Annotated in this window: 23 protein-coding genes; 9 read left to right on the forward strand and 14 right to left on the reverse strand. The window is 32.0% G+C overall.

Going from position 1 to position 26,633, the window contains the following annotated elements; translation table 11 throughout:
* Window positions 1–2 precede the first annotated feature (2 nt).
* From ccoN to OJ995_RS12205, 6 genes are all read left to right on the forward strand, one after another.
* Entirely contained in the window at window positions 3–2,174 is a 2,172-nt protein-coding gene (gene ccoN, locus OJ995_RS12180; protein ID WP_264369676.1) for a cytochrome-c oxidase, cbb3-type subunit I, read from the forward strand.
* Between the two features lie 5 nt (window positions 2,175–2,179).
* A complete protein-coding gene (locus OJ995_RS12185) occupies window positions 2,180–2,350 on the forward strand; it encodes a CcoQ/FixQ family Cbb3-type cytochrome c oxidase assembly chaperone (RefSeq protein WP_133607121.1) in 171 nt (56 codons plus the stop codon).
* Window positions 2,351–2,448: 98 nt separating this feature from the next.
* On the forward strand, window positions 2,449–3,393 hold the full coding sequence (locus tag OJ995_RS12190) for a cbb3-type cytochrome c oxidase N-terminal domain-containing protein (protein WP_264369677.1): 945 nt from the start codon (window positions 2,449–2,451) through the stop codon (window positions 3,391–3,393).
* A 63-nt stretch (window positions 3,394–3,456) separates the two neighbouring features.
* Window positions 3,457–4,875 (forward strand): cytochrome c oxidase accessory protein CcoG, encoded by a 1,419-nt coding sequence (gene ccoG / locus OJ995_RS12195; RefSeq protein WP_264369678.1) that lies wholly within the window; start codon window positions 3,457–3,459, stop codon window positions 4,873–4,875.
* Window positions 4,876–4,887: 12 nt separating this feature from the next.
* Window positions 4,888–5,334 (forward strand): FixH family protein, encoded by a 447-nt coding sequence (locus tag OJ995_RS12200; RefSeq protein WP_264369679.1) that lies wholly within the window; start codon window positions 4,888–4,890, stop codon window positions 5,332–5,334.
* The gene (locus OJ995_RS12205; RefSeq protein WP_264369680.1) at window positions 5,334–6,035 is read left to right on the forward strand and encodes a sulfite exporter TauE/SafE family protein; all 702 of its coding nucleotides are present in this window, start codon (window positions 5,334–5,336) and stop codon (window positions 6,033–6,035) included. The genes OJ995_RS12200 and OJ995_RS12205 overlap by 1 nt, the downstream gene beginning before the upstream one ends.
* A gap of 117 nt (window positions 6,036–6,152) precedes the next feature.
* On the opposite strand, the gene OJ995_RS12210 is transcribed toward OJ995_RS12205, so the two are convergent.
* The 3 genes from OJ995_RS12210 to OJ995_RS12220 form a co-directional block, all read right to left on the reverse strand.
* Window positions 6,153–7,277 carry an endonuclease gene (locus OJ995_RS12210; protein WP_264369681.1) on the reverse strand — a complete coding sequence of 375 codons (1,125 nt, stop codon included), beginning with the start codon at window positions 7,275–7,277 and terminating at the stop codon, window positions 6,153–6,155.
* Window positions 7,278–7,280: 3 nt separating this feature from the next.
* A complete protein-coding gene (locus OJ995_RS12215; protein WP_264369682.1) occupies window positions 7,281–8,498 on the reverse strand; it encodes an RsmB/NOP family class I SAM-dependent RNA methyltransferase in 1,218 nt (405 codons plus the stop codon).
* Between the two features lie 71 nt (window positions 8,499–8,569).
* Window positions 8,570–9,721 (reverse strand): hypothetical protein, encoded by a 1,152-nt coding sequence (locus tag OJ995_RS12220; protein ID WP_264369683.1) that lies wholly within the window; start codon window positions 9,719–9,721, stop codon window positions 8,570–8,572.
* Between the two features lie 157 nt (window positions 9,722–9,878).
* Between OJ995_RS12220 and OJ995_RS12225 the strand changes: the two genes are divergently transcribed.
* Window positions 9,879–10,901, forward strand: a complete 1,023-nt coding sequence (locus OJ995_RS12225; protein ID WP_264369684.1) for a WD40/YVTN/BNR-like repeat-containing protein — start codon at window positions 9,879–9,881, stop codon at window positions 10,899–10,901.
* A 44-nt stretch (window positions 10,902–10,945) separates the two neighbouring features.
* Here OJ995_RS12225 and OJ995_RS12230 read toward each other — a convergent pair whose 3' ends face one another.
* From OJ995_RS12230 to OJ995_RS12240, 3 genes are all read right to left on the reverse strand, one after another.
* Complete coding sequence (locus OJ995_RS12230) at window positions 10,946–11,395, reverse strand: sensor of ECF-type sigma factor (RefSeq protein ID WP_264369685.1); 450 nt, start codon at window positions 11,393–11,395, stop codon at window positions 10,946–10,948.
* A gap of 8 nt (window positions 11,396–11,403) precedes the next feature.
* Window positions 11,404–11,796 (reverse strand): hypothetical protein, encoded by a 393-nt coding sequence (locus OJ995_RS12235; RefSeq protein WP_264369686.1) that lies wholly within the window; start codon window positions 11,794–11,796, stop codon window positions 11,404–11,406.
* A 63-nt stretch (window positions 11,797–11,859) separates the two neighbouring features.
* On the reverse strand, window positions 11,860–12,402 hold the full coding sequence (locus OJ995_RS12240) for an RNA polymerase sigma factor (protein ID WP_264369687.1): 543 nt from the start codon (window positions 12,400–12,402) through the stop codon (window positions 11,860–11,862).
* Between the two features lie 122 nt (window positions 12,403–12,524).
* Here OJ995_RS12240 and pdxH point away from each other — a divergent pair, with 122 nt between their 5' ends.
* Together pdxH and OJ995_RS12250 are read left to right on the forward strand one after the other, a co-directional pair.
* Window positions 12,525–13,169, forward strand: coding sequence for a pyridoxamine 5'-phosphate oxidase (pdxH, locus tag OJ995_RS12245; protein ID WP_264369688.1), 645 nt, complete (start codon window positions 12,525–12,527; stop codon window positions 13,167–13,169).
* Window positions 13,170–13,409: 240 nt separating this feature from the next.
* A complete protein-coding gene (locus tag OJ995_RS12250) occupies window positions 13,410–13,913 on the forward strand; it encodes a CAP domain-containing protein (protein WP_264369689.1) in 504 nt (167 codons plus the stop codon).
* 95 nt (window positions 13,914–14,008) lie between these two features.
* Here OJ995_RS12250 and OJ995_RS12255 read toward each other — a convergent pair whose 3' ends face one another.
* The 8 genes from OJ995_RS12255 to OJ995_RS12290 form a co-directional block, all read right to left on the reverse strand.
* Complete coding sequence (locus tag OJ995_RS12255; protein ID WP_264369690.1) at window positions 14,009–14,671, reverse strand: hypothetical protein; 663 nt, start codon at window positions 14,669–14,671, stop codon at window positions 14,009–14,011.
* Between the two features lie 132 nt (window positions 14,672–14,803).
* On the reverse strand, window positions 14,804–16,711 hold the full coding sequence (locus OJ995_RS12260; RefSeq protein ID WP_264369691.1) for an OmpA family protein: 1,908 nt from the start codon (window positions 16,709–16,711) through the stop codon (window positions 14,804–14,806).
* A 10-nt stretch (window positions 16,712–16,721) separates the two neighbouring features.
* Window positions 16,722–17,657: a PorP/SprF family type IX secretion system membrane protein gene (locus OJ995_RS12265; protein ID WP_264369692.1), complete on the reverse strand. Its 936-nt coding sequence runs from the start codon at window positions 17,655–17,657 to the stop codon at window positions 16,722–16,724.
* Between the two features lie 6 nt (window positions 17,658–17,663).
* Entirely contained in the window at window positions 17,664–19,529 is a 1,866-nt protein-coding gene (locus OJ995_RS12270; RefSeq protein ID WP_264369693.1) for a T9SS type B sorting domain-containing protein, read from the reverse strand.
* A gap of 53 nt (window positions 19,530–19,582) precedes the next feature.
* Window positions 19,583–22,129 (reverse strand): HYR-like domain-containing protein, encoded by a 2,547-nt coding sequence (locus OJ995_RS12275; RefSeq protein WP_264369694.1) that lies wholly within the window; start codon window positions 22,127–22,129, stop codon window positions 19,583–19,585.
* A gap of 161 nt (window positions 22,130–22,290) precedes the next feature.
* Window positions 22,291–24,198: an OmpA family protein gene (locus OJ995_RS12280; protein ID WP_264369695.1), complete on the reverse strand. Its 1,908-nt coding sequence runs from the start codon at window positions 24,196–24,198 to the stop codon at window positions 22,291–22,293.
* An 11-nt stretch (window positions 24,199–24,209) separates the two neighbouring features.
* Entirely contained in the window at window positions 24,210–25,118 is a 909-nt protein-coding gene (locus OJ995_RS12285; protein WP_264369696.1) for a PorP/SprF family type IX secretion system membrane protein, read from the reverse strand.
* Window positions 25,119–25,147: 29 nt separating this feature from the next.
* Window positions 25,148–26,633 (reverse strand): T9SS type B sorting domain-containing protein (locus OJ995_RS12290; RefSeq protein WP_264369697.1); only part of this gene is annotated, 1,486 nt, incomplete at its 5' end.

Genomic DNA, 26,633 nt, shown 5'->3' on the forward strand with positions numbered 1-26,633 from the left:
TTATGGAGAAGCAACAATTTTATTACGACAACAAAATTGTAAGGAATTTCATCTACGCTAGTATCGTTTTCGGAGTAGTGGGGATGTTAGTAGGGCTTATTTTGGCTTTCCTATTTTTGTTTCCAAACTTAACGAGCGGCGTTTCGTTTTTAAGTTTTGGACGCTTAAGACCTTTACACACCAATGCGGTCATTTTTGCCTTCGTTGGTAACGCAATGTTTGCAGGAGTTTATTACTCAATGCAGCGTTTATTAAAGGCAAGAATGTTTAGCGACCTTTTAAGTAAAATACACTTTTGGGGATGGCAGTTAATTATTGTTGCTGCAGCAATTTCATTACCATTAGGTTTCACTACATCAAAAGAGTATGCCGAATTAGAATGGCCAATTGATATTGCAATTGCTCTTATTTGGGTAGTATTTGGTATCAACATGATTGGAACCATTATTAAAAGAAGAGAACGTCATATTTATGTAGCAATTTGGTTTTACATCGCAACGTTTGTAACGGTTGCAGTACTACATATTTTTAATAGTTTAGAATTACCAGTTTCAGCAATGAAATCATATTCAGTATATGCTGGTGTTCAAGATGCTTTAGTACAATGGTGGTATGGTCACAATGCGGTAGCATTTTTCTTAACTACGCCTTTCTTAGGTATGATGTATTACTTTGTACCTAAAGTAGCAAATCGTCCAGTATACTCTTATAGATTATCAATTATTCACTTTTGGTCGTTAATCTTCATTTATATTTGGGCTGGACCTCACCACTTATTATACACTGCTTTACCAGATTGGGCTCAAAACTTAGGAGTTGTTTTCTCTGTAATGTTGATAGCTCCATCTTGGGGAGGTATGATTAATGGATTATTAACATTAAGAGGTGTTTGGGATAAAGTACGTACAGATGCAGTATTGAAATTCTTCGTAGTAGCTATTACAGGTTATGGTATGGCAACTTTTGAAGGTCCAATGTTATCATTAAAAAACGTTAATGCTATTGCACACTTTACTGACTGGATTATTGCTCACGTACACGTTGGGGCTTTAGCTTGGAATGGTTTCTTATCATTTGGTATGATCTATTGGTTAATCCCAAGAATGACAAAAACGAAATTATTCTCTGAAAAATTAGCTAATTTCCATTTCTGGATTGGTACTTTAGGTATTATTTTATATTCGCTTCCAATGTATGTAGCTGGGTTTTTACAAGCTTCTATGTGGAAACAATTTAAACCAGATGGTGGTGCTTTACAATACGGAAACTTCCTTGAAACAGTTACCGAATTAATGCCAATGTATTGGATGCGTGCTATTGGAGGAACATTATATCTTACAGGAGTTATCGTATTAGTGTACAACATTATTAGAACAGTTAGACAAGGTTCTCCAGTAGAAAACGAATTAGTAGAAGCTCCAGCTTTAGCTGTAATTTCTCCAAACCGTTTAAAAGGTGAAAAATTACACTCTTGGTTAGAAAGAAAACCAGTTCAATTCATGTTATTGACTACAGTTGCTATTTTAATTGGAGGTTTAATCCAAATTTTACCAACGATTTTAGTAAAATCAAATATTCCAACAATAGCAGCAGTTAAACCTTACACACCACTTGAATTAGAAGGTAGAGATTTATATATCCGTGAAGGTTGTGTGGGATGTCACTCTCAAATGGTTCGTCCGTTCCGTTCAGAAGTGGAACGTTATGGAGATTATTCTAAAGCAGGAGAATTCGTTTACGACCATCCATTCTTATGGGGTTCTAAACGTACTGGTCCAGATTTAGCTCGTGAAGGTGTTAAAGGAAAACCATTCAACGGAGGTAGAGATGATGTATGGCATTTTAACCACATGTACGATCCTCAAGGTTTAAATGAGAAATCAATTATGCCAAGATACCAATGGTTAATTAAAAATGAGTTAGATAAATCTTCTACTCAAGATAAAATGAAGGCTATGGTTACGTTAGGTGTACCTTATTCTGATGCAGATATTAATAATGCTCTTAAACATATGGAGGAACAAGCTACTAAGATTGAAACTAATTTATTAGCTAATCCAGAAATTAAGAAATCATTCGGAAATGAAACAGCGTCTCCATTAAAAGATAGAGAAATTGTAGCACTTATTGCTTACTTACAACGATTAGGAACAGATACTCAAGTTAAAAAATAAAAGTTATGCTAAAGTTCATTAAACATAATTTAGAAACCATAACGGGAGTAGAAATTTATCCAATCATTTCTTTGACAATTTTTTTCACTGCTTTTGTATTGTTCACGGTTTGGGCGTTTACCTACAGTAAAGAAAAAATCAAAGAAATAAGCGAAATGCCTTTAAACGACGAATAATTATAAATAGAGAGAAACTGATACAACCAAGATAATTGTAATTTTTTGGGTAGTATCGTGGTTGTACAGGTTCTCATAACATCAAAAATTTTCAACAAATGAAAAAATTAATTCCATCATACGTAAGAGTTCCGTTGCTATTCGCATTTGTATTTGCAGCTATGGAATATTTTATCGATTCAGGAGACAGGCCAGCTTTTATAAAGTTTCCAATGGTAGCTTTATTTTTAGGAGTATTTTTATTCCTATTAATTGCAATCGAAATTGTAATTGACGCTGTTGATAAAGTTACCTATCATTTATTAACAGACGATCAAAAGAAACAATTAGCAGACGCTCAGTCAGTTTCTTTTACAGAAAGTAAGTGGTACCAAAATATTGTTAGCAAACTTACTCGCTCTAAAGAAATTGAAAGAGAAGAGGATATCATGTTAGATCACGACTACGATGGTATCAAAGAGTTAGATAATGTATTACCACCATGGTGGGTATATTTATTTTATGGTACAATTATTTTTGCCTTGGTTTATATGGTTCGTTTCCATGTAATTAATGAATATGATCAAGAGCAAGAATTTAAAAATGAAGTGGAGTTAGCAGAATTAGAAAAATCTAAATTACCTAAAGATCCAGCTGATGAAGTAAGTTATGAAACTGTAGTAGCAGTTACAGATGCAGCAAGTTTAGCAAAAGGAAAAGAAATTTTTATAAATGCTTGTGCTGCTTGTCATAAAGCTGATGGTGGAGGTTTAGTTGGTCCAAATTTAACTGATGACCATTGGATTAATGGAGGAGGAATTAAAAATGTTTTCAAATTAATTTCTGAGGGTAGTAAAAATAATCCTTCAATGGTGGCTTGGAATAAAACTTTATCTTCTAAAGATATTCAAAGTATAGCAAGTTATATTTTAACATTAAAAGGTTCTAATCCAGCTGGAGCAAAAGCAGCTGAAGGAGAAATTTGGAAAGAAACTGCAGAAGCTAAACCAGCAACAGAAGCTGTTGTAGATTCAACTAAAGTAGAAATACCAGCAAAAAAATAACTAGTAAATAAAAAGGTTTTGGGAAATTCTCAAAACCTTTTTTAAACTAACAAATGATTTATTATGTCAAATTTACCAGACGATAGTTTTAGAGATACCATAGCCACAATAAATGCGGAAGGTAAGAGAAATTTTATCCATCCTAAAAAACCTTCTGGCCCTTTTTATGAAAAGAGAAAGTTACTGAGTTATTTTCTTTTGGTTTTTTTAATTGCTTCACCTTTCATTAAAATTCATGGAAATCAGTTTTTGATGTTCAATGTGTTAGAAAGACGTTTTAGTATTTTCGGATTTGCATTTTGGCCTCAAGACTTTCATTTGTTTGTAATTTCAATGATTGTTGGAGTAGTAGGGTTAACCTTATTTACCGTGGCTTTCGGACGTATTTTTTGTGGTTGGTTTTGTCCGCAAACTATTTTTATGGAAATGGTTTTCAGACGTATCGAGTATTGGATTGATGGTGACAGAGGAGCTCAAATGCGATTAGCAAAACAAAAGTGGGATGCTGAAAAAATAAGAAAAAGAGTTACTAAATGGATTATCTTTTTTATTTTTTCATTCTTCATTGCTAATGTTTTCTTAGCGTATTTAATTAGCAGCGACGAGTTAATCAAGATGGTTACTGAAGGTCCAGCAAATAATTTAAGTACACTTATTGCTTTATTAATTTTTACAGAAGTTTTCTATTTTGTATTCGCTTGGTTTAGAGAGCAAGTTTGTATTATCGCTTGTCCTTACGGAAGAATGCAAGGTGTTTTATTGGATAATAAATCCATAAATGTTGCCTACGACCATGTAAGAGGAGAAAGTACAAACGGAAGAAAAAAATGGAGAAACGGTGAAGATAGAACAGCAGCAGGTTATGGTGATTGTATCGATTGTAATCAATGTGTAGTAGTTTGTCCAACAGGAATTGATATTCGTAACGGTACGCAATTAGAGTGTATCAATTGTACCGCTTGTATTGATGAATGCGACATTATTATGGATAAAGTAGGATTGCCAAAAGGATTAATCCGCTATGCCAGTGAAGATGAAATTGTCAATAAAGAAAAGTTCAAGTTAACACTTCGAATGAAAGGTTATATTGGAGTTTTAACTTTGTTAATTGGAGTTTTAATTGGAATGTTGTTCTTACGAAATGATGTAGAAGCTAATTTCTTACCTATGTCTGGACAATTATTCCAACATAATGGAGAAAATATTAGAAATTTTTATACTTATAAAGTAGTAAATAAAACTGAAGAAGAATTTGACAATGTTACTGTTAAAATTGTAAATTATAAAGGAGAAATAATATTAGTTGGAAGTCCAGTTATTAAAGTACCAAAACAAGGATTAGTAAGTGGAACATTATATATAGATATTCCAGAGAATTTATTAAAAGACGAAAAAGTACACTTAAAATTAGAATTATATAATGGAGATAAGTTGATTGAAGAAACATCAACAAATTTCCAAGGACCAAGAAACTTTAATTAAAAAAAAGATATTATGAAATTTAATTGGGGAACAGGTATCGTTATTGCTTTTGCGCTTTTTATGACATTTATTTTGTCATATGTGTACAAAGTTCAATCCAATGATAAATATGATCACGAACTAGTAGTAGAAGATTATTACAAAAAAGAAGCATTAGTTCAAGGCGATATTGAAAAACAAGAAAATGCGAATGCATTAACAAATAAAGTTACTATTGAAAATACTGCGGAAGGCGTCAAAATTCAGTTTCCGGTAGATTTCGATTATTCAAAAATTAATGGAAAAGTGTCCTTTTATAGACCGTCAAGTCAGAAATTAGATTTTGAAATTCCGATTTCACTATCTAGTCCACATTTGCTCATACCTAAAAGTAATTTGGCTGACGGTCTTTGGGACATTTCTATAGAATGGAATTACGATGGTGTAGCATATTTAAACAAAGAATCATTTAAATTGTAATGTTTTATTCGGCTTTCATATTTGGGTTAATTAGTAGTTTTCACTGCATTGGAATGTGCGGTCCAATTGCTATGATGTTACCCATTGATAGAACAAATGAAGCCAAAAAAATCACTCAAATTATTACGTATCATATTGGAAAATTAACAACTTACGGAATTCTAGGATTATTGTTTGGTTTATTAGGAAGAAGCTTTTATTTAGCAGGAATGCAACAGCAATTATCTATAATCGTTGGGGTTTTAATGATTATGGTAGCCGTAATTCCTGAAAAAGTATTTGCTAAATATAATTTTTCAAAACCAGTTTACAGATTGATAACGAAAGTAAAATCGAGTTTAGGCCAACAATTTAAAAACAAAAGCTATAAATCGTTGTTTACTATTGGATTATTAAATGGTTTTTTACCTTGTGGAATGGTCTATGTAGCGCTGTTTGGTGCAATTGCTATGCAAAATGTAACTTTAGGAATAGGGTATATGTTACTTTTCGGATTAGGGACAATTCCTATGATGGTAGCAGTAGTTTATGCTTCAGGATTGTTATCTTTTTCATTTAGAGGAGCTATTCAAAAAGCAATTCCGTTAGTAGCAGTTATTATTGGAATGTTATTTATAATAAGAGGTTTAGGGTTAAATATCCCATATTTATCGCCAAGTAATATGAGTTTATTTGTGCAGCCCGAAGCCAATTGTCATTAAATATTTTTTGTTAATAGGGGAAAAGAGTGTTAAGGTTTGTACTTTAGCACTCTTTTTATTGTATAAAAAAGTCCCATCAACTGATGAGACTTTTCTATTTATTATATATTTTGAATCTTAGTTTACAATAAGTTTCTTAGTTGCGATTGCATTTTCAGAAGCCATTTGAACTAAATAAAACCCACTTGATAAATTATTTACTTTGTAAGAATTATCAACTCTCGTAGGGTTTTTAATTTCCTGAATGATTTGACCATTGATATTGTATAAAACAATTGATTTTAATTCTGTTTCAGATGAAATTGTAACTTCGTTATTAACAGCTGGATTTGGATAAATTGAAATAGTGTTTTCAAATTCAAAACTATTAGTTGACAAAGTTGCGCATTGTGTTGGGTATATTTGGCAAACATAACCTGAATTATCAATAAATGGATTTCTGTTATTTTGTCTTGCGTAAATAGCATTATTTCTATCAATTTCTCTTTGACTTACAGGATCGTTTAAATGCCATGTAATTAAAATATTTAAAAAAGTATTGTCAAAAACTTGATTAGATGTTCCATTAAACATATCATATGGCCAAGAAGCAACTTGGTCTTCATAGCGGGTAGCAAAATAAAAAAACATTCTAGCTATGTCGCCTTTAAATTCATTGATAGGTTCAAAAACTGTTGTTGAATAACCTGCTGAGTAACCTGAATTTAAATTGTTTCCTTTTTTTGAACCATTAGAATAGGTATTGGTAGCAACATTAACTCTTCCAAAAGGGAAATTTCCTCTTTGTGCATTTACATATTTATCCGATGGTACTACAAAGTGAGCATCAGAATACATTGGTGTAGCCGAACTAAATACAGATTGCGGAATAATATGTTCTCTATTGTATCTTTGACATTCTGCTGTACCTAATGTGCCATCATCTTGATTAGTTCCATAAGTAAATTCACAATTATCTGGACCAGTTGGATTTTCAGTATACATATCTAACATCGTTCCATTATTTTCATAATATAAATCAATGTCGGATGTAGTGTAAGTAACATATAAGCCTGCATATCCAGGATCAGTTGAAATACGTTCTGATGGAAGTCCATCATTGTTATTATCAATTATTCTTTTTAATTGTGTCTTTAGGGTGTAACCAGTTCCGGTTGCAGTATTATAATATCCTGCAGGAATTTGTGCCAATCCTATAACTGAACACAATAAAAATGCTAATAAAGTAAAGTTTTTTTTCATATACTATTTGTTTTTTCTTTCTAATAATGCCATATAAAATCCATCGAAGCCACTTTCGCTAGCTAAGACTTTTTGGTCTTTAACAAAATTAAACTCTTTTCCGATTTCTGTGCTTAAGAAATGCTTAATTTGTTCTTGATTTTCAGATGGTAAAACCGAACATGTAGCATATACTAATTTCCCGCCAGGTTTTACAATTTTAGAATAATTTTCTAATACTTCAGCTTGAACTTTACGAATATTGTCGATAAATTCAGGTTGTAATTTCCATTTACTATCAGGGTTTCTTTTTAAAACACCTAAACCACTACAAGGCGCATCAATTAAAACTCTATCGGCCTTTTCGTGTAATTTTTTTATTGTTTTTGTACTTTCAATTACTCTAGGTTCAATATTGAAAGCGCCATTACGTTTAGCTCTAATTTTTAAGTGCTTTAATTTACTTTCGTATAAATCCATAGCAATTAATTGTCCTTTATTTTCCATTAAAGAAGCCAAATGCAAGGTTTTTCCACCAGCACCAGCACAAGTATCTACAACTCTCATTCCTGGCTGAACATCCAAGAAATAAGCTACTAATTGCGATGAAGCATCTTGCACTTCAAATAATCCGTCTTTAAAAGCATCAGTTAAAAACACATTTGCTCTTTCAGTTAAAATTAAAGCATCTGGATAATCTTTATGAAACTCAGTTTCGATATTCAAATCCATTAAGATTGCTCTTAATTTTTCTTTTGTTGTTTTTAAGCGATTAACTCTTAAAATCACTTTTGCTTGTTCGTTTTGAGCTGCTAATTCTTTCGTCCAAATTTCTTCACCTAATTCCTTAACACCCAATTCATCCATCCAATCTGGAATAGACTCTCTGAATTTTCTGGTTTTAGTTAATTCGTCAAATTTTCCTTTGATTCTTCTAACAGGTGTTTCTTCAAAATATTTCCAATCGGGTAGGGTATAACCTCTTAATACTGCCCAAACGGCAAATATTCTCCAAATTTTATCTCTATCAAAAGGTTCTTTAACCTCTGCAATTTCTGTGTATAAACGTTTCCATCTTACAATTTCATAAATTGTTTCGGCTACGAATTTTCTATCATGACTTCCCCAACGCTTGTCTTTTTTTAAAGCTCTAGCAACGACTTTATCGGCATATTCACCTTCATTAAAAATCGCCATTAGCGAATCTATCGTAGTGAATACTAAATTTCTGTGTAATCTCATTATTTATTTTAAATCAGCCTGCAAAGATACGAATTAAAATAAAAAAGCTGTCAAATTTGACAGCTTTAATTTTATCCTCTTCCTCCAGCTCTGGATCCAGAACTTCTAGAATTTGAATCGCCTCTAGGAGCGCTATTTCTAGATTGAGAATTTCCTTTTGATGAACTACCTCTTGTTTCAGAATTTCCTCTGTTTCCATTGCTAGTTACAGTTCCTCTTTCTCTTGAAGAATTACTTCTGTTTTCTGAATATTCTCTATTACTACTTGATCTTGTACCTTGATTTCTGTTTCTTGTTTCAGTGGTAACTCTTGTGTCGGAAGTTCCTCTAGTACCATTATTTCTTGGATTACTCGTTTCAGTTCTTGTTCTAGGAGTATTTACTGAGTTTTCTCTTGTTTCACGATTTCCTCTAGTACCGTTATTTGTAATTCTTGTTTCATTAGGAGTCATTTCATTTCTATTTCTTGGAGTACGAGTGTTTCTATTGTTATCTAGCTCCTGACGGTTGCTGTAACCTGAATTTCTGTGAGCAAAAGAACGATTTGGATGCATTCTTTCATACCCATTTCCTCTTCTTCCGTAGTAATTGTTATAAACGTTTGCACATCTTCTATAACTTGCATAATGATATGAATGACCAAAGTTGATGTGTACATGAATATGGTTTCTATATCTAAAAATTGGGAATGGATTCCAATAATAGTAATAACTTGGGTAATAACCCCAATACCAAGATGAGCAATATGGACGATAATTTCCTACCCAAAATGTATTGTAAATTATAGGAGTGTGAACATAAATTGGTTCGTAAATATAATTGGTTCCATACATGTAAACATCACCAACAACTTGTATTTGTACTTGGTTATTTCTATCACGTTCTACTTCAATTGTCGCAACATCTTGAAAAACATCTTTTTCTAAAACAGCTTGAACAACGACTAAATGGACATTCCCTTCAACCGATTCAATAACTCTTAAATAATCTACATAATTATCGTTATTTAAATCTAAGTTTGAAATTTGAGTTTTTGGGTCGTTTAAACGTCTTTCAAAGTCTTCTAAATTAGAAGCATCTCCAAAAACAGTTGCCACAGCTCTTAAATCTAAGTTATCGCTGATATCAGAATTTGTTGCAGTTACAGTAGTTTTTTCTTGTGCAAAAATTGAACTTATTGTCAACGTAGCCAATAAACTCAGATGTATCAATTTAGTTTTCATAATATTTTCGTTTAAGGGTTCTTAATTTTATATTTCATTATCCAATTACTGTGCCAAAGTTTTTTATTATGTGTTAATGTGTTGGTAATCAAAAGTTTGTAAAATATATTTTTGCTTTAAAACATTTCAACTATATTTGAAGATAAATCCAATTCAAATGAAAAAAACCTTTTTATTACTATTATTTATTAGTTTAACATCACTAGCTCAAAACAAAAAAATTAAATCGGAAGTTATTCTCGAAACTAAAATGAGTTGTAGAGCTATTTTAGTTGATGATGAAAAAATTTGGTTAGGAATGGATAAAGGGCGTTATGGATTTTACGATAAGAAAAAAGACACTACAATTTTAAAAGATATCCAATCAGTTGCTAGAAATACTGAATTTAGAAGTATTGCAGGAACAAAAGAAGCCATTTTTATTTTAGCAGTTGGCAATCCAGCTATGTTGATTCGTATTGACAAGAAGACCTTGGAAGAAACTGTTGTGTACAAAGAAGAACACGAAAAAGTGTTTTATGATAGTATGCAATTTGTTGATGAACTAAATGGATTTGCCATGGGTGACCCAATTGAAAGCTGTTTAGCATTTATAAAAACTAATGATGGAGGCAAAACGTGGCATAAAGTAAATTGCGATGTTTTACCAAAAGTTTCAGAAGGTGAAGCCGCTTTTGCAACTAGTAATACTAATTTAACTATAAAAGGGAAATCGATTTTTATGGTTTCGGGTGGAAAGAAATCTCGTGTTTTTGTTTCTAAGGATTTTGGTGTTACTTGGAAAGTGTATGAAACGCCAATTGTTCAAGGGGAAGAAATGACCGGAATTTTTACTGCAGACTTTTACAATGAAAAAATCGGAATAATTGCAGGAGGAAATTACATGAAGCAAGACCAAAATTGGGCCAACAAAGCCATTACTAAAAATGGAGGAAAAACTTGGAAATTAATTGCCGAAAAAGAAGCTTTTGGATACGCTTCGTGTGTACAATTTGTTCCAAATAGCAAAGGAAAGCAGCTAATTTCTGTTGGTGGAACCGGAATGTTTTATTCGGATGATTTTGGTAAAAGTTGGACAAAATTTTCTGATGATAAAGATTTTTTCACATTCAGATTTGAATCAGAAAAAGTGTTTTATGCAACAGGTAAGAATAAATTAGTTCAATTTATTATAGAATAAAAAAAGCGTCCATTATATTTTTGGGCGCTTTTTATGTTAAATAACTAACCTCTTCTTTTTTCTCGCATTTGTTTTAATAATTCTCTATTAAAATCTTCTTCCGCTTTTTTAAGTTTGATGATTTTCTTGGCACTAATAACGCCTTGCAAATCTTTTATGAATTTTTTGCGAAGTGCAAATAAATTTTCTTCAATTGTTTCCATTTGAGCTAATAAGGTAGAAGCTTCTTTTTCAGTTAATTTTTCAACACTTCCTGGCTCAAATCTATCTAAAATAGCTCTCATTTTTTCGTGGCGTAATTCTGCTTGCTTTTCATCAAAAGCATTGTAAATAGGCCAAAATTTTTGTGCTTCTTCAGTTGTTAAATTTAGCTGTTCTGTAATGTAAGCAACTTTTAATGCTTTTACTTTTTCTTTTTTTTCTCTAAATCCTTGTGCAAAGGATAAAGAAGTAACTAAAAGAAATATAATTGGGAATATAAATTTAGTTTTCATAATGTATTTTATTGCTCGTTAATATAATATTCTAAGTTTTCTGATTCTGAAAGATACTCTTCTAAAACATCAGAGTTAGCCTCGTTTAATGATAAACTATTTTCTAATGCTGTAATATCTTCATTGGTTAAGTGTTGCGTTAACTCATTAGTGTTAATGCTTTGTTGTTGTGATAAATACATCTCAATAGTAGAATCGTCTAAGTTACTTTCGCTTGCCATGTTAAAATAAACAGGAATAGCAATTGCAAGTAAAAAAACTGCTGCAATAGCACTTATCCAAACTTGTTTTCTATAAAATAAGGAAACTACTTTTGTTTCTTTTTCGGTCGAAATTTGTTCCATCATTTTAGCTTCGAATTGATCAAAGTAATTTTCTGGAACTTTAAATCCGGCTTTCATTTTGTTGCTATGTTCTATATCAAATGGTTTCATATCTATTGGACAAAAATAATGCTAAAAGGTTTAATTTGTATGTAAAAAATCTTCAATTTTCTTTACAGCTATATGGTAACTTGATTTTAAAGCACCAACAGAAGTATTTAGAATTTCAGACATTTCTTCATATTTTAGTTCTTCAAAATATTTCATTTTAAAAACTAATTGTTGTTTATCAGGTAAAGTAGCAATGGCTTTTTGTAGTTTTAATTGGATTTCATCTCCATCAAAATAAACATCACTTTCTAATTTATTTATTGCTTTTTGTTGGGCTTCTTCGTTTGAAATACCTTGTTTTTTTGCTCTTTGTTGCATGAAAGTTATAGCTTCATTAGTAGCAATTCGGTACATCCAAGAATACAATTTACTATCACCTTTAAAGTTTTTTAGATTGGCAAATATTTTTATAAAAGTATTTTGAAGTACATCATCGGCATCATCATGATTTAAAACCATATTCCTTATGTGATAATACAAAGGCTTTTGATACAATTGCAGGAGCTTTCGAAACGCTTCATTTTGCGTTTTCGGGTTTAATAATTCGGATATGAAAGCTTTTTCGTCTTGCAAAATGCGATATTTGTTTATAAGACTAAAGATATTCAAAAAGGTTTAATTTTAATTTTTGTTTTAGTAAAAAAACAAGTTTCCCTTTGTAACTTTGCTTTGTAGAAACTACGATAGTTAATAATATGAAAGATTTAAGCAATTATAGAAAATCATACGAAAAGAGCGAATTACTGGAAAACCAAATTCCGGAAGATCCAATTAACTTATTTCATAAATGGTTTTATGAAGCGGAAGATTTAAACGCTGCAGAGGAAGTTAATGCCATGACCGTTACGACAATTGGTTTAGACGGATTTCCGAAAGCGCGTGTGGTGTTGCTTAAAAAATTTAATGAAGAAGGTTTTATTTTTTATACCAATTACAATTCGGAAAAAGGAAAGGCTATTTTAAATAATCCGAATGTGTGTTTGTCTTTCTTTTGGCCAACGGTGGAACGTCAGATTATTATAAAAGGAATTGCTGAAAAAACGGCTGAGAATATTTCCGATAATTATTTTGCATCGCGTCCTGATGGAAGTAAGTTAGGTGCAATTGTTTCGCCTCAAAGTGAAGTAATCCCGAATCGTGAGTTTTTAGAAAACAATTTAAAACAATTAGAAAAAGAGTGGAAGGGGAAAGAAATTTTGCGTCCGGCACATTGGGGTGGCTTTTTAGTTCGACCAGTAGAAGTGGAGTTTTGGCAAGGAAGACCCAACCGTTTGCATGACAGAATTCGTTATAAATTAACTAACGAATACGATTGGAAAATAGAACGATTATCACCTTGATAATCAATATTTTACTTTTTTTATACAAAATCCTGAGTTTTTTAACTTGGGATTTTTTTATTTCTGTAAGTAAAGTTGTAAGTAATTGATATCCAAATGTTTAAAACGTTAAATTTTGATGTATTTCATCGATTTTTTTTGCAAGTTACCGATGATTTTGTACATTTGTCTTGTTAATCAATCACTTAATCGATTTTTAGTGTTTATTAACACAACAACAACTAAAAAAACTCTCTACTTATGAAAAAATTAATGATTACTCTTTTTGCCCTAACAATTGGTTTATCATCTTTAACTTCATGTTCTTCTGATTCAGAAAGCGCAACAAACACTACAAACACTACAGACGAAACGGTAAGAAGTTATACACATTCTGCCTTAGAGTTAGAATTGTTAGACGAAGTTAATACTTACAGAGTTTCTGTTGGTTTAAATCCATTAGAAATTATTGAACACATTTCATACAAATCATCTGAGCATAATGATTATATGTTATCTACTCAAACAGTTACTCATGAAGGTTTTGATGAAAGAAAATCAAATTTACAAGAAGTATTAGGAGCTTATAGAGTAGGAGAAAATGTAGCTTTTGCTTTTTCTTCTGCAGAAGCAACTGTTAATGCATGGGTAAACAGTGCTAGTCACAAAGCGAACTTAGAAGGCGATTATACTCATTTTGGAGCTTCAATAAAAATAGATGATCAAGGTAGAAAATACTACACTAATATGTTCATTAAGAAATAAAGATTTCATGTTTGTTTATAGAAAAAGCAGCTATTTTGAAAAGAATAGCTGCTTTTTTGTTTTCAATGTATATTATTATCAGCGTTAATTTTTTTCTATTCGCAACGTATCCAATCAACGAAAGGGAACTCCGAAATTTCTTTAGTAATAAGTTTTGATTCGTCAGTAACAAGTCTTAAATGAGCAATCTGATTTTTTTCTTTAAGTTTGATTGACTTTTCCGTGTCTTTATTTTTTATTAATACTTTATTAATTTTTGCACCTTCATATTCCATATTTTTTTCAAGTTCAATAAGTAACCAGTTTTTATTTTCATTAAAATCGATACGTTCAGAAATTTTACCTTTAATTGGCAAAAAATCAGAAATTACATTTTTCCTAAAATCCAATAAATTGATTTCTTTTCCAATTAGGTTTGATGATTCAACTACTTTAAGCAAACCTAAGAATAGTAATGGAAGAAAATTAATTTTAAGACTATAGCTACCAAGTCCTAATGTGAAAGCTAAAGTAAAACTTGATTGAGATAAATTGAAAATCGGTTCAATTATAATTACTTGTGCAATTAACCAAATGTAAATTAATTTAGTTGAAAAACTATTTTTTCTAAAAAATAGGATTGTGCTAATTATACCAATTATAGATAATAGTATTGAGAGAGAAAAATTATTTATGTTGCTTAATATATTCAGGACACTTAAAACAAAAACAATTATTGGTAAAATTGTTTCTTTAGAAATTTCAAATTTTCTTTTCATTTAGAACTTATTAAATTATAGCTAACTAGTAAACACCCTCAAATATATAAAACTTTTATTACATCTAAAATTGAAAAAGCAGCTGTGAAAAATATCAACAACTGCTTTTTCGTCGTCATGAAAACATTGAGATTACATTTTTAAAATTATAAATTCACTTCTTCTGTTTTTTTGGTGTTGGGCTTCAGAACAAGGAACTTTGTCTTTACATTCGTTTACTAACTCAGTTTCGCCATAACCTTTGGCAGTTAATCTTGATTTATCAATTCCGTTTTTAATCATGAAATCCATGGTGGCTTTAGCTCTTCGGTTAGATAATGTTTCGTTATATTTATGAGTTTGTCGGCTATCGGTATGAGAACGAATATCTACTTTCATATCAGGATTTTGTTTCATCACGGCTATGATTTTTTCTAAATCTTTAGCAGCATCAGGTCGGATATTCCATTTGTCTAAGTCGAAATAAATCAGACTAATATCAAATACTTTTGCTAAATCGGTTCCAGTTTCAACTAAGAATACGTTTCGATCTAATGCTAAATTCACTATTGAAAGGTTATCTGTATTTTCAGTAGCAAACATTTTCTCTGCAGATTCATAATCTTTTTTAGAAGCTCTAATCGTATAGTTTTCTCTACATTCAATGGCTAAACTATATTTTCCTAAAGCATTAGATTTGGTTTCAGTTACTTTCTTGTTATTTTCATCAAAGATTTCAACGGTAGCATCAATTAAGATTTCGCCAGTTTTTAAATCTGTAATAAAACCTTCTACGGTGTAATTACATTTGGTAAAACTGTAAATATCGTCATAACCCACGCTTCCTATACGATTTGATGATAAATACCCTTTATGTTCCTTATCCATAATGATACAAAAATCATCAAGCGGACTATTGATTGGTTTTCCCATATTCATTGGTTTTTCATACCCTAAAGCAGTGATTTTTGCTTTATAAATATCCAAACCACCTAATCCAGGATAACCATCAGAGGCAAAGTATAAATTGTTGTCGTCGTCTAGGAATGGAAACGTTTCTTTACTTTCGGTATTAATTGTTTTGCCTAAATTTTCTGGTTTTCCAAAATTTCCATTACCGTCAATATTCACTTTGTATAAGTCAGAACTTCCAAAACCTCCTGGCATATCAGATACGAAGTACAAGGTTTTTTCATCAAAACTTAATGCTGGATGAGCCGTACTATAATCATCACTGCAGAAAGGAAGTTCTTTTACATTGGTCCAAACACCATCAATTAAATTAGCTTTGTAAATTTTGATTAAAGTACTTTTGTCATCTGCTTTTCCTTTTTTTCCAGAATTAAAATTATTTCTGGTAAAATATATGGTTTTGCCATCTTTTGAAAATACAGGAGTTGACTCGTTGTATTTTGTATTAATCACATTCGAAAAGTTGACCGGACTACTTAATTTGTAAGCATTGTCTTTTTCTACAACATACAAATCTCTATAATTTTGTTCGGTCCAAGGATTGATTTTTTTGTATAGCGCACCTTCTTTTCGTGAGGATGAATAAACGATTTTGTCTCCAAAAAACGCTGTTCCAAAATCTGAAAATTCAGAATTAATATCAGTAGGAGTAACGGTGAATTTCCCTGAATGAATTTCAATATCTTTTAGATAGTCTTTGTTTTCTGCATATAATTTAGCTCTAGAGTCTGGACTTTTCTCATAGAATTTAGCCATGTAAGCATCTGATTTTTCATATTCTTCAGAAGCTTTTAGTGCTTGTGCATATCTAAAATAATATTCAGGTTCTTGTTCTGGATTCAATTCGAATAGTTTTCCATACCATTTAGCAGCAGTTAGTAAATTACTATTGAAATAATAGGCATTTCCTAATTTTTGGAACAACTCGGGAGATTCATATCCTTTTTCGGCTACTTTTTCATAAATCTCAATAGCATCAACATATGAATACTTGTTGTACTTTTTATCGGCTTCCGCAATTTGAGCATTTTGAGACCAAACTGAAAATGAGAAACCTATTATTGATAATATTATATATATCGTTTTCATAATCAATTTTTTAGAAGAATCTAGGGTCAGAGATTCTGTTGTTATTAAAGAATTCGTATCGTAAGAAAATTTCATGTGAACCTGAATTGTAATTGGCAAGTTCGGTTGTTTCCATATCGTAACCATATCCAATGAACCAAGAATCAGAAATTTGGAATCCTGCTAAGGCACTTATTGAAGCATCCCAACGATAAGAAGCACCAAGGGTTAGTTTCTCATGAATTAGGAAATTTCCAGTTAAATCGATTTGAATTGGAGCACCTTCAACCGCTTTTGTTAAAAATGCAGGTTTGAATTTGAAGTTATCGCTAAATTCAAAAACGTGGCCACCAATAACATAAAAGTGCATTTTTTCTTTGTTGATTTGCGTATTATTATCATTGTAATGATAGGTTTCAAAGACATTAGGAACAGAAACTCCTAGATAGGTTTGTTCAGAGAACAAGTACAATCCAGCACCAACGTTTGGAGAAAATTCAGTATCCATATTTTGAAATTCAGGATCTAGAGGATTATAAATATCCAATTTATTAATATCCAATTTGAATAGGTTAGCTGTTCCTTTTAAGCCTAATGACAATTTGAAATTATCAGAAATTTGAATGAAATAAGCTAAATCAGCTGATATTTCGTTTTCAGATGTTGGCCCTAATTGATCGTTAACAAATGATATTCCCCAACCAAAATTTGAATCTCCTAATGGAGCATTGATTGCAAAGTTATTGGTTACTGGAGCGCCATCTAATCCAACCCATTGATTTCTATGTAACAGAAAAGCAGTAATTGTTTCTCTGGAACCCGCATAAGCCGGATTTACATTAGCGGTATTGTACATATACATGGTATATTGAGAATCTTGCTGAGCAGCACTCTCGTTTATAACTCCAAGCGTAGTTAAAACTAACAGCATTAAAGAAGTTATTTTTGATGTTATATAGCGTTTCATAATGTTCTATTTACTTTGAATATATAAATAACCAGATTTTTCAATATTTTGTTTTTCAGTACCATACAAATCGTACTCATATTTTAAAATATAGAAATAAGTTCCAGCAGGTAATAGGTCGTTTCCAGAAACAGAATTGTGCTCGTTTGAATAACCATTGAATACTTTGTTCACATTATCATATCCTTTAATAGTGTAAACTTTAATTCCCCAACGATTGTATATTTCTACAGAATTGTTTGGATAACAATCAATACCTTCGATGTAGAAAATGTCGTTCATTCCATCATTATTAGGAGAAACAGCATTGTAAATTTTAATATCACAAGCCACGTGAACTACTTGAGTAAAAGTTGCAATATTTCCGCAATCGTCTTCAGCAGTCCAAGTTCTGTTTAAATCGTATTTGTTAATACATTCGCCATCAATTCTAACTTCATTAAAACTGATTGTAGTTGCACCACAATTATCAGAAGCTGTTATACTTGCTACGGCAGGAATTCCATCGCAATATGCATAAACAACTAGACTTGGAATAGTACCTGTAAAAACCGGAGGTGTTGTATCTTGGATAGTTATGGTTTGTGTATGTGTAGTTACATTTCCACAAGCATCAGCTGCAGTCCAAGTTCTTATGATTTGACTTTCATTATCACAGCTTCCGTTTATTTCTTGCTCAGTGAAAGTTACATTTACAATTCCACAAACGTCTGTAGCAGTAAGTGTTGCAGCACTTAGAACCGTTGTATTACATTCAATTATTTCATCAGCAGGTAAACTTTCTACGAATGTAGGATTAGAATTATCTTGAACAATTATTACTTGATTGTGAGTTGTAGTGTTTCCACATACATCAGTTGCNGTTACATCTGTTGGTAAAGCTTCTACGAAAGTTGGATTAGAGTTATCTTGAACGGTAATCACTTGATTATGAATTGTTGTGTTGCCACATTCATCAGTTGCAGTCCAAGTTCTTGTTAATGTATATTCGTTTGCACAAGTTCCGTCAGTTCTAACTTGATTGTAAGTTACCGTTGTAGTTCCACAAACATCTGTTGCAGTTAAAGTAACTGGAGTAGGAACAGCGTTACATTCTACCGATACATTTGCAGGTAAAGTTTCAACGAATGTTGGATTAGAGTTATCTTGAACAGTAATCACTTGATTGTGAATTGTTGTGTTTCCACATTCATCAGTTGCAGTCCAAGTTCTTGTTAACGTATATTCGTTTGCACAAGTTCCATCAGCTCTAACTTGATTGTAAGTTACTGTTGCAGTTCCACAAACGTCTGTTGCAGTTAAAGTAACTGGAGTTGGGATTGCATTACATTCAACAGTAACATCCGCAGGTAAAGTTTCAACGAATGTTGGATTAGAATTATCTTGAACAGTAATCACTTGATTATGAATTGTTGTGTTTCCACATTCATCAGTTGCAGTCCAAGTTCTAGTCAATGTATATTCGTTTGCACAAGTTCCGTCAGTTCTAACTTGATTGTAAGTTACCGTTGTAGTTCCACAAACATCTGTTGCAGTTAAAGTAACTGGAGTAGGAACAGCGTTACATTCTACCGATACATTTGCAGGTAAAGTTTCAACGAATGTTGGATTAGAGTTATCTTGAACAGTAATCACTTGATTGTGAATTGTTGTGTTTCCACATTCATCAGTTGCAGTCCAAGTTCTTGTTAACGTATATTCGTTTGCACAAGTTCCATCAGCTCTAACTTGATTGTAAGTTACTGTTGCAGTTCCACAAACGTCTGTTGCAGTTAAAGTAACTGGAGTTGGGATTGCATTACATTCAACAGTAACATCCGCAGGTAAAGTTTCAACGAATGTTGGATTAGAATTATCTTGAACAGTAATCACTTGATTATGAATTGTTGTGTTTCCACATTCATCAGTTGCAGTCCAAGTTCTTGTTAATGTATATTCGTTTGNAAAGTTTCAACGAATGTTGGATTAGAATTATCTTGAACAGTAATCACTTGATTATGAATTGTTGTGTTTCCACATTCATCAGTTGCAGTCCAAGTTCTAGTTAATGTATATTCGTTTGCACAAGTTCCGTCAGTTCTAACTTGATTGTAAGTTACGTTTGCAGTTCCACAAAGGTCAGTTGCAGTTAAAGTAACTGGAGTAGGGATTGCATTACATTCTACCGTTACATTTGCAGGTAAAGCTTCTACGAATGTTGGATTAGAATTATCTTGAACAGTTATTACTTGATTGTGAGTTGTAGTGTTTCCACATACATCAGTTGCAGTCCAATTTCTAGTTAATGTATATTCGTTTGCACAAGTTCCGTCAGTTCTAACTTGATTGTAAGTTACGTTTGCAGTTCCACAAAGGTCAGTTGCAGTTAAAGTAACTGGAGTAGGGATTGCATTACATTCTACCGTTACATTTGCAGGTAAAGCTTCTACGAATGTTGGATTAGAATTGTCTTGAACAGTTATTACTTGATTGTGAGTTGTAGTGTTTCCACATACATCAGTTGCAGTCCAATTTCTAGTTAATGTATAATCGTAAGTACAAGTTCCGTTTGTTCTAACTTCAGTGTAAGTAACAGTTGCAGTTCCACAAAAGTCGGTTGCTGTTAAAGTTACAGCTGTTGGAACAGCGTTACATTCTACAGTTACATTTGCAGGTAAACTTTCTACGAATGTTGGATTAGAATTATCTTGAACAGTAATCACTTGATTGTGAATTGTTGTGTTACCACATTCATCAGTTGCGGTCCAAGTTCTAGTCAATGTATATTTGTTTGCACAAGCTCCATCAGTTCTAACTTGATTGTAAGTTACGTTTGCAGTTCCACAAACATCAGTTGCAGTTAAAGTAACTGGAGTTGGAACAGCGTTACATTCTACCGTTACATCTGTTGGTAAAGTTTCTACAAATGTTGGATTAGAGTTATCTTGAACAGTAATCACTTGATTGTGAATTGTTGTGTTGCCACATTCATCAGTTGCGGTCCAAGTTCTTGTTAATGTATATTCGTTTGTACAAGTTCCATCAGTTCTAACTTGATTATAAGTTACATTTGTAGTTCCACAAACATCAGTTGCAGTTAAAGTAACTGGAGTAGGGATTGCATTACATTCTACCGTTACATCTGCTGGTAAAGCTTCTACGAAAGTAGGAGGAGTTGTGTCATCGATTGTAAAGTTTTTACTTATTGATGCTGAGTTATTACATGCATCTAAAACCGTGTAAGTTCTTGTTACAACAATTGGGCAAGTTCCTGTTTGCGTATCAATATAAGAAATGCTACTTATACTAGAATCATCAGTAATGGTTCCTCCAACACTTTGGAAAGTTGTTAAATCAATTGTTGTTGCTACGCTTGAATAAGGTAAATCTGTAACATCAATTATTGCTGTAGAACAACCCTCTAAAGTTTCATCTGGAGTTATAGTTACTACTGGAGGTATTGTATCACCATTTAATATAGTAAATGAAGCATTTTTAATACATCCAAAAGAGTCGGTTAATTGTACACTATAGTTTCCAGGAGAAAGATTTGTAATATCTTGTGTTGTAGCTCCATTACTCCAAAGATAACTATAAGGAGGTGTTCCTCCATTTACAGTGATATCAATTTCACCATCATTAGAAGTTGAACAACCAACAGTTGATATTGATGATGTTATTTGAATTTCTGTTGGATATACAATTGGAAATAAATAAGAATTTGATAATCCTAAATTATCCGTAACAGTAAGTTCTGCAGAATATCCCATACTATTATCATATACAAAAGTTGGGTTTTCTAAAATTGAATCAGTAGTTCCATTATTATCAAAATCCCAAGCATAAGTGTAAGGTGGAGTACCACCAGATGTTGTAGAATTAAAATTTACAGTAGTTGAACTTCCTACCGTACAAGCTGTATAATCAAATTCAACTGCTAATGGAGCTGTAACTGCAATGTTGTCTGGTAAATCACATTGTGATTTATTGTAAGAAGAACAATCGTATGGAACTAGCTCGGTATCGTCACCATTAGTTCTCCAAACGATTAATATTCTACTTAATGTAATTTCTTGACCACAAATCCATGTAAATGGACCGTATAAAGGAATTTGCCCAGCTCCGGGTTGTACTGTCCTAAAATCAACATTTAAAGGTATAGTTGCTTGTCCTTCAATGTTTAAATCAGCAAACATACGTGAGTGATGAACTGCACTTGCTGAATTAGATGTGTAGTTTAGCATCACATATAAATCTTGTGGTGTTCCAATAGTACAAGTTGTATTATTTAATGGCACACCATTTACATCTGTAAGACTTAAGAAGACATCAACCAAAGTATAGTTATTAGATGTACAATTGTAATAACTTAAATAATAATCTGGAGGAGATCCGCATAATCTCAAATCGGGTCTAATAGCACTAAATTGACTATAAATAGTATTAAAGCCAACGAATACTAATAAAATCAATAATCTTAATTTAGTTTTCATAACTTCATATTTAGGGATACATAAAGTTATCTCACAATCAGATAATTAAAAATGATAAATATCAGTTATGCGAAGTTTTGAAATGAAATATTTAAAACATAAAAAAGCAGTTATTAATATAATAACTGCTTTTCCAAAAATGATATAGATATGTGTGTAGGTTACATTTTTAGTACGATAAATTCGCTTCTTCTATTTTTTTGATGATCTGCTTCGCTACATGGAACGTCGTCTGAACAATTGTTTACCAATTGTGTTTCTCCATATCCTTTTGCTGTTAATCTGTTTCGGTTGATACCGTTTTTAACCATAAATTCTAAAGTAGATTTTGCTCTTCTGTCTGACAACAGTTCGTTGTATTTGTGAGTTTGTCTACTATCGGTATGTGAACGAATATCTATTGTCATATTTGGATATTGGTTCATAACGGCAATAATTTTTTCTAAATCTTCTGCAGCATCTGGTCTTATATTCCATTTGTCTAAATCGAAATAAATAATGCTTACACCAAGTATTTTACCTAAATCGGTTCCTACTTCAACTGGGAATATATTTCGTTTTAATTCAATGTCTAATTTAGATTCACCAGTTTTGGTTACGGGGCCAAAGGGTTTTTCATTCGTTTCATATTCTTCTTTTGATGCTCTTACGTAATATTTTTTATTACATTCAATTTTAAAGGAATAGGCGCCTTTTTCTGAAGCAGTAGTTTCACTAATTTGATTCATTTTATCATCAAACAGAATCACTTTTGCATTTGGCAGAATTTCTTTTGTATCTACATCGGTAATTAAACCTGATAATGTATGTGTACAAACGGTGAACGTATAGATATCATCATAACCGCTTCCGCCATCTCTATTGGATGAGAAAAATCCTAAACCATCTTTGTTGGTAACATAGCCAAAATCATCCATTGGACTATTTAATGGTTTTCCAACATTTACAGGTTTTTCAAAAGAATTGTTAGCTGATTTTGCTTCAAAAATATCTAAACCACCAAGTCCTGGATGTCCATCTGATGCGAAGAACAAATTGTTATCAGCATCAACAAAAGGGAACGTTTCTCTTCCTTCTGTATTGATAGTTGGACCTAAATTTTCAGGTGTTCCAAATTTACCATTAGAATCGATAGATACTTTGTACAAATCAGAAAATCCAAAACTTCCAGGCATATCCGAAGCAAAATACATGGTTTTTTCATCTGGACTCAACGTTGGATGTGCTGTTTTGTAATTGTCGTTTGAAAAAGGAACTTCTTTTACATTTGTCCATTCGCCATTGACTAATTCTGCTTTGTAAATTTTTTCCATGATAACTTTGTCATCACTTTTACGTTTTTTACCGTCGTTGTAATTGTTTCGGGTAAAATACATGGTTTTTCCATCTTTAGTGAAAACAGGAGAGGACTCGTTAAATTTGGTATTCACGGTTTTAGAAAAGTTTTCTACACTTCCTAATTTTCCATCATTATCCATTGAAGCAACGAATAAATCAGTAAAATTTTGTTTAGTCCAATCGTGAATTTTTGTATACTGATTGCCTTCGCTTCTTGAAGAAGTAAATACAATTTGTTTTCCAAAAAATGTTGGACCGTAGTCAAAGAACTCTGAATTTACATCGGTTTTATCCATGGTGTATTTTCCAGAAACGGCATTAATATCAGTTAAGTAGTCTTTATTTTGTTGATATAACTTTGCTCTAGAATCATCTGTTTTTTGAGCAAATAATTCCATGTACTGATTTGATTTTTCGTAATTTCCTTCGGCTTTTAAGGCTTGCGCATATCTAAAATAATACTCTGAATCCACTTCTTGATTTAGTGCAAAAAGTTCGCCATACCATTTAGAAGCTTTATCTAATTCACCATTAAAGTAGTAAGCATTTCCTAATTTTTCGAATAATTCAACCGATTTATATCCTTTTTCGGCCACTTTCTCATAAATTTCGATTGCGTCTATATAGGAATATTTGTCGTATTTTTTGTCCGCTTTGTTTAGCTTAGACCCTTGTCCGAAAGCACCAATTGTGATGCTTAAGACGAATACTAGTGTATATAATGTTTTCATAATCGTAAAATTTAAAAGAATCTAGGTGCTGAAACTCTACTTCTGTTGAAAAACTCATATCGTAAGAATATCTCGTGAGAACCTGAATTATAATTAGATAACTTAGTGGTTTCTAAATCATAACCATATCCAATGAACCATGAATCTGAAATTTGAAATCCTGCTAAAGCACTTACAGAAGCATCCCATCTGTATGCAGCTCCTAAAGTTAGTTTATCAAAGAACAAAAAGTTAGCTGTTATATCTGCTTGCAAAGGAGCTCCTTCTACAATTTTACTTAAAAGAGCAGGTTTAAAATCTATGTTATCACTAAGTGTAAATACATGTCCTGCAATAAAATAAAAATGCATTTTTTCTTTAGTAATTTCAACATTGTTATCATTATATCGATATGATTCGAAAAAATTAGGTACAGATAACCCAAAATAGGTTTTGTCTGAAAAAAGGTATAATCCAGCTCCTACATTTGGAGAAAATTCGGTATCCATATTTTGAAATTGAGGATCAAGAGGATCAAAAATTCTCAATTTATTTACGTCTAACTGAAATAAATTAGCTGTTCCTTTCAAACCTAACGAAAGTTTATAATTTTCAGAAACTTGAATAAAATAAGCCAAGTCAACTGAAATTTCATTTTCTGTTACAGGACCAATTTCATCATTCACAAAATTTAATCCAATTCCAAAATTTGAATCACCTAAAGGAGAATTAATGGAGAAATTATTAGTTACTGGTGCACCATCTAATCCCACCCATTGATTTCTATGTAGTAAAAATGCTGTTACAGTCTCCCTAGATCCAGCATAAGCTGGATTTACCATAGAAGTATTGTACATATATTGAGTATATTGAGAATCCTGTTGAGAATAGCACATACTGTGTAAAATGAATGCACAAATTATAGTTAAAATCGTTTTCATCTTGTTCGTATTTAAGTTGCTTTAATCTATTAACGGTTTAGGTATAAATATCCTGATCGATCGTGTTTCTTATTTTCTTCATCTGTATATTTCAGAATGTAAAAATAAGTTCCGTCTGGTAAAAGTTCATTTTTATTTATGGTATTTTTACCTTCAGATATTCCTTTGAACGATTTAAGATTATTATCATAACCTGTTTCGTCATAAACTAAAATTCCCCATCTGTTATAAATTTCTACTGTATTATCTGGATAACATTCAAGTCCGTCGATGAAAAAGATATCATTTGAGCTATCGTCATTTGGTGAAATTGCATTGTAAACGGTAATATCACAAGCGGCTAACACCACACAATCATCATTAACATTCAAATATACTTCATAAATCATCGGACATGTATTGTCTTCTAATTCAACTACATATTGTAAAGTGTAGTATCCTAAAGTTACATTAGTTGGATTGAAAATACTTCCATTTAATCCACCAGAATTGGTTACTTCATGCCACTCTCCATTTGTAGGAATTGAATCGTCTAATATAGTAAATAAATCTATCGGATTTTCTTCAATACATATTGCGAAAGGAATTGCATCAAACGGCTCTTCAATACGTACGTTGATTGTTTGAGTAAAATTTGCCTCGTTTCCACAATTGTCAGAAACAACCCATTCACGTACGATTACATATTCATAAATTGAAATGACAGTTGATGTTTCATTATAAACAACTTCTTGAATTCCTGAACAATTATCTGTAAAACCTAATTCAGGAACTGCAGGAATTTCAGAACAAGAAACACTTATTTCAGAATCAATAGGTGTAGTTAACATCGGTGGAGTAGTATCAAATACAGTTATTACTTGAGTATAATTTGAACTGTTATTACAGCTATCAGTTATAGTCCAAGTTCTGTTAATAATATATTCTCCTTCACATTGTGATTCTTCTTTGTTAATAGTATCTAAAACTGTAATTATAATATCCCCACAATTATCAGAACCTGTCATATTTGCAGGATTAGGAATTGCATCACATGATACTGATATATTTTGAGGTAATTCACTAGTGAAAAATGGATTAGTGTTATCAATAATTGTAAATGTAGCAGTAGTTGAAGAACTATTTCCGCAGTTATCAGTAGCTGTAAAAGTTACCGAAGCCGAACCTGTTGCTCCACAAGTATCAGAAACTGAAGTAAAGTTGTTGCTCCAAGTTACAGAAGAACAAACATCAGTTGCTGAAGCACCACCATTTGAAGCCAACCAAGCGTTTAGTGCAGCAGTGTTTCCAGCACCATCACATTGTACTTCTAAATTCGAAGCTTGAACAGAAATCACAGGATTAGTGTTATCAATAATTGTAAATGTAGCAGTAGTTGAAGAACTATTTCCGCAGTTATCAGTAGCTGTAAAAGTTACCGAAGCCGAACCTGTTGCTCCACAAGTATCAGAAACTGAAGTAAAGTTGTTGCTCCAAGTTACAGAAGAACAAACATCAGTTGCTGAAGCACCACCA

Origin of the sequence: Flavobacterium lacisediminis (genome assembly GCF_025909975.1) — a bacterium.
Taxonomy (GTDB): Bacteria; Bacteroidota; Bacteroidia; order Flavobacteriales; family Flavobacteriaceae; genus Flavobacterium; species Flavobacterium lacisediminis.

Excerpts from the sequence above, each read along its gene's own strand:
- OJ995_RS12225 (WP_264369684.1), top strand. The coding sequence starts at position 9,879 with ATGAAAAAAACCTTTTTATTACTATTATTTATTAGTTTAACATCACTA.
- OJ995_RS12215 (WP_264369682.1), bottom strand. The coding sequence starts at position 8,498 with ATGAGATTACACAGAAATTTAGTATTCACTACGATAGATTCGCTAATG.
- OJ995_RS12250 (WP_264369689.1), top strand. The coding sequence starts at position 13,410 with ATGAAAAAATTAATGATTACTCTTTTTGCCCTAACAATTGGTTTATCA.
- OJ995_RS12285 (WP_264369696.1), bottom strand. The coding sequence starts at position 25,118 with ATGAAAACGATTTTAACTATAATTTGTGCATTCATTTTACACAGTATG.
- OJ995_RS12200 (WP_264369679.1), top strand. The coding sequence starts at position 4,888 with ATGAAATTTAATTGGGGAACAGGTATCGTTATTGCTTTTGCGCTTTTT.
- OJ995_RS12265 (WP_264369692.1), bottom strand. The coding sequence starts at position 17,657 with ATGAAACGCTATATAACATCAAAAATAACTTCTTTAATGCTGTTAGTT.
- OJ995_RS12210 (WP_264369681.1), bottom strand. The coding sequence starts at position 7,277 with ATGAAAAAAAACTTTACTTTATTAGCATTTTTATTGTGTTCAGTTATA.
- OJ995_RS12220 (WP_264369683.1), bottom strand. The coding sequence starts at position 9,721 with ATGAAAACTAAATTGATACATCTGAGTTTATTGGCTACGTTGACAATA.
- OJ995_RS12280 (WP_264369695.1), bottom strand. The coding sequence starts at position 24,198 with ATGAAAACATTATATACACTAGTATTCGTCTTAAGCATCACAATTGGT.
- OJ995_RS12185 (WP_133607121.1), top strand. The coding sequence starts at position 2,180 with ATGCTAAAGTTCATTAAACATAATTTAGAAACCATAACGGGAGTAGAA.
- OJ995_RS12205 (WP_264369680.1), top strand. The coding sequence starts at position 5,334 with ATGTTTTATTCGGCTTTCATATTTGGGTTAATTAGTAGTTTTCACTGC.
- ccoN (WP_264369676.1), top strand. The coding sequence starts at position 3 with ATGGAGAAGCAACAATTTTATTACGACAACAAAATTGTAAGGAATTTC.
- OJ995_RS12260 (WP_264369691.1), bottom strand. The coding sequence starts at position 16,711 with ATGAAAACGATATATATAATATTATCAATAATAGGTTTCTCATTTTCA.
- OJ995_RS12255 (WP_264369690.1), bottom strand. The coding sequence starts at position 14,671 with ATGAAAAGAAAATTTGAAATTTCTAAAGAAACAATTTTACCAATAATT.
- OJ995_RS12190 (WP_264369677.1), top strand. The coding sequence starts at position 2,449 with ATGAAAAAATTAATTCCATCATACGTAAGAGTTCCGTTGCTATTCGCA.
- OJ995_RS12235 (WP_264369686.1), bottom strand. The coding sequence starts at position 11,796 with ATGAAAGCCGGATTTAAAGTTCCAGAAAATTACTTTGATCAATTCGAA.
- OJ995_RS12230 (WP_264369685.1), bottom strand. The coding sequence starts at position 11,395 with ATGAAAACTAAATTTATATTCCCAATTATATTTCTTTTAGTTACTTCT.
- ccoG (WP_264369678.1), top strand. The coding sequence starts at position 3,457 with ATGTCAAATTTACCAGACGATAGTTTTAGAGATACCATAGCCACAATA.
- pdxH (WP_264369688.1), top strand. The coding sequence starts at position 12,525 with ATGAAAGATTTAAGCAATTATAGAAAATCATACGAAAAGAGCGAATTA.